Source organism: bacterium (assembly GCA_040756715.1).
Lineage (GTDB): Bacteria > UBA9089 > UBA9088 > UBA9088 > UBA9088 > JBFLYE01.
Map to the genome: position 1 here is coordinate 1 of JBFLYE010000057.1, position 3,330 is coordinate 3,330.

At 39.9% G+C, this 3,330-nt stretch carries 4 protein-coding genes; 2 read left to right on the forward strand and 2 right to left on the reverse strand.

Features of this window, described 5'->3' with window-relative positions; all coding sequences use genetic code 11:
- Positions 1-196 precede the first annotated feature (196 nt).
- Both AB1397_02355 and dnaJ read left to right on the forward strand, forming a co-directional pair.
- The gene (locus AB1397_02355) at positions 197-1,324 is read left to right on the forward strand and encodes an alanine--glyoxylate aminotransferase family protein (GenBank protein ID MEW6481834.1); all 1,128 of its coding nucleotides are present in this window, start codon (positions 197-199) and stop codon (positions 1,322-1,324) included.
- A 5-nt stretch (positions 1,325-1,329) separates the two neighbouring features.
- Complete coding sequence (gene dnaJ / locus AB1397_02360; protein ID MEW6481835.1) at positions 1,330-2,448, forward strand: molecular chaperone DnaJ; 1,119 nt, start codon at positions 1,330-1,332, stop codon at positions 2,446-2,448.
- A 106-nt stretch (positions 2,449-2,554) separates the two neighbouring features.
- On the opposite strand, the gene AB1397_02365 is transcribed toward dnaJ, so the two are convergent.
- Positions 2,555-2,743: a hypothetical protein gene (locus tag AB1397_02365; protein MEW6481836.1), complete on the reverse strand. Its 189-nt coding sequence runs from the start codon at positions 2,741-2,743 to the stop codon at positions 2,555-2,557.
- Positions 2,744-3,134: 391 nt separating this feature from the next.
- On the reverse strand, positions 3,135-3,330 hold a 196-nt coding region (locus tag AB1397_02370; protein MEW6481837.1), incomplete at its 5' end, for a permease.

Below are 3,330 nucleotides of genomic sequence, written 5' to 3' on the forward strand. Positions count from 1 at the left end.
CCCTTTTAATTCAAAATTCAACATTCAAAATTCATAATTTTATAAAGTTTTCCTTAAGATTATCTAAACCCATACATTTTGTAAAGCGTTGTGGAATTAACTATATATTGTAAATTTTAGATTTTAAATTTTAAAATTGATAAAATTTTCCATTATTTAGTATACTTAAATATGCGGTTGATATAATTTTAAGAAGATGAAAAAATACCTTATGACACCAGGACCTACAACCATCCCAGAAGATGTCCTCTTGGAGATGGCAAAGCCTATTATCCATCACAGGACAGGAGAATATCAGGAGATTATAAAAAGGGTTTCTGAGGATTTAAAATACATCTTTCAAACCCAAAACCCTGTGCTTATGTTTGCCTCATCTGGAACAGGTGGGATGGAGGCATCTGTTTGCAACCTTTTGTCGCAATCTGATATTGCATTGGTAGTTGAGAGTGGAAAATTTGGGGAAAGATGGGGTGAGATTTGTAAGGCATATAAAATTCAAACCGAGATAATTAAGGTAGAGCCAGGGGATTCCGTTTCTCCTCTTGAAATAAAGGAGAGGCTTTCAAAAAAGAAATTCTCTGCTTTATTTACAACCCTTTGCGAGACATCAACCGGAGCCTTAACAGACATTGAGGCAATTGGAGAGATAACAAAGAAGCTTGATACACTTTTTGTGGTTGACGCAATCTCTGGGCTTTGTGCAGACGAATTCTTACAGGATAGCTGGAAGGTTGATGTTTGTGTATCTTCTTCTCAAAAGGGTCTTATGCTTCCACCCGGGCTTTCCTTTGTATCCTTAAGCAAAAAGGCACAAGAAAAAATAGAAAAGGGAGACCTTCCAAAGTATTACTTTTCTTTCAAAAAAGCCCTTAAGGCTTATGAGAACAATGATACGCCATTTACACCAGCGATTAGCCTGGTTAGGGGATTAGCAACAGCATTAAGTAAGATAAGAAAAGAGGGGATTGAAAATATAATAAAGAGGCATAAAAGATTAGCAGAGGCAACAAGAAATGCTGTTTCTGCCTTAGGCCTTACCCTATTTGCAAAAAATCCATCAAATGCAGTTACCTCTGTTTTGGCTCCCGATGGCATCCCGGCAAAAAATATAACCAGCAGGATAAAGAATACCTATGGTGTGAATATTGCAAAGGGTCAGGGTAAGCTAGAGGATGTAATATTTAGAATTGCCCATCTTGGCTATGTAGATAAATTTGATATTATAACCACGATTTCTGCTTTGGAAATGACCCTCTCTGACCTTGGTTTTCCTGTTAAGCTTGGCTTAGGTGTTGGTGAGATAGAAAAGGCTTTAAAAGAATAAGCTTGATGAAAAGGGATTATTATGAGGTCCTCGGCGTTTCAAGAAATGCATCATCTGATGAGATAAAATCTGCCTATAGAAGGCTTGCCAAAAAATACCATCCCGATGTAGCCGGAGGAAGCAAACAAGCAGAGGAGAAATTTAAGGAGCTTGCTGAGGCTTACGAGGTTCTCTCTTCTCCACAAAAGAGGTCGCAATATGACCAATTTGGACATGAAGGGCTAAAATCTACATTTGGCAGGGAGGGATTCACCTGGTCTGATTTTACCCATTTTGGCGATATTGAAGATATATTTGGCGATATATTTAGTGGAGGGATATTTGAAGGAATATTTGGAAGAAGGGGAAAGAGGGCTCAGAAGGGAGAGAATTTAAGGTATGATGTAGAAATTTCACTTGAGGATGCATATTTTGGAAAGGAGGAAAAAATATCCTTTGAAAAGAGGGAAGTTTGCTCATTCTGTGGAGGAGATGGAAGTGCAAAACAAGGAGGAAGAAGGGCTTGTCCAACCTGCAATGGAAGTGGAAGGATAGTCCAGCAAACCGGGTTTTTCTCAATTCAAAGAACCTGCACAAGGTGTGATGGAAGGGGTTCAATTATTACAACACCTTGCCCTGAGTGCAGAGGAAATGGTCAGGTCAAAAGAAAAAAAACAATAACCATTAAAATTCCACAAGGCATTGAATCGGGAACAAGCATAAGAATTCAGGGAGAGGGAGAGATGGGAATAGGTGGTGGTTCTCCCGGAGACCTCTATATTGTTGTTCATATCAAGGAAAATAAGGTATTTATCCGCGATGGTGATAACCTTATCATTGAAAAACCAATAGGTTTTATCAAAGCAACATTGGGTGGAGAGATAGAAATTCCCTTGATTGATGGAAAAAAGGCAAAGCTTAAAATAGGAGAGGGAACGCAGACGCACAGGGTATTTAGATTGCAGGGCAAGGGTATGCCAAGGTTTAAGGGCTATGGATATGGAGATTTATTTGTTAGAATAATTGTTTGCCTTCCTGTTAAGCTCTCAAAGGAGGAAAAGAGGCTGTTCCTTGAGCTTTCCAAGATTCATGGGGAAGATGCAAAGGAGGAAGAAAAAAGGGCAATTGAAAGATTAAAAGATTAAATGGTATAATCTATGTTTAGATAACCTTAAAGAAAACTTTATAAAATTTTGAATGTTGAATTTCTTTTGATAGGGATAACAATAAGATGAACAGATTTTAAAGGAGCTAAACACAAAATATCCATTTATGGCTAAGGGTAACATAGAGCAGATAGCCAGCCGTTGTGTGAGCACCCCTTTTGGCTTGCCGGTTGAACCACTGGTTTGAGATAAGTGCTCCCCTGTAATCTACCCCTCCAAACTCTCTTCCTATCTCCCCCTGAGATAGACCGGTGTATCGATAGCAGAGTTCCATAGCTATCTGCCGACTCCTTCTTTGACCTCCTTGCCGAGATAGAATATCTTCCGTTTGTCCCCTTTCAATTTTACCGATCTTTTCAAATTTCAAGAATAAAGATTTGGCCCCTAAAGCACACCTTTAACCAATAAATAGTCACGGTTGGTGGATACTTTCGTTGTAGCCCGATACCTCCTGCCTCGGGAGCTTCACATAGTTCGTTATCTCCCTATGTGTGGAATTCGGTGCTGGGGTGGTGGTTAACCTTTTCCCAGACTAGAGTTTCACTGGCAAGAACTAATAAGCTTTCTCGCTTTCTCCTCCTTTCTAAATTTTTCTCTTCTCTAGGTCATCACCTCCTTCTAAAAATTTAGAGCCCTCGTTAGCCCCACCCGCTCTTTCTTCATACCTATATCGTCGAAAAACACCAGCCCAGAGCCAAAGCCATTACAGCAATAATCACCAAGTAAACTGCCAGGGTTTTTCCGCCGAATTCTTTCCTTAAGACTAGGATAGTTCCCCAGCTGGTAATCGGCCCTACCAGCAAAAGCACCATCCCTGCTCCAATGCTCATCCCCTGCGATACAAAAGCATGCACCAAAGGA

What these genes read in the sequence shown, in the direction of transcription:
- AB1397_02355 (MEW6481834.1), top strand. Translation starts at nt 197, where the DNA reads ATGAAAAAATACCTTATGACACCAGGACCTACAACCATCCCAGAAGAT.
- AB1397_02365 (MEW6481836.1), bottom strand. Translation starts at nt 2,743, where the DNA reads ATGGAACTCTGCTATCGATACACCGGTCTATCTCAGGGGGAGATAGGA.
- dnaJ (MEW6481835.1), top strand. Translation starts at nt 1,330, where the DNA reads ATGAAAAGGGATTATTATGAGGTCCTCGGCGTTTCAAGAAATGCATCA.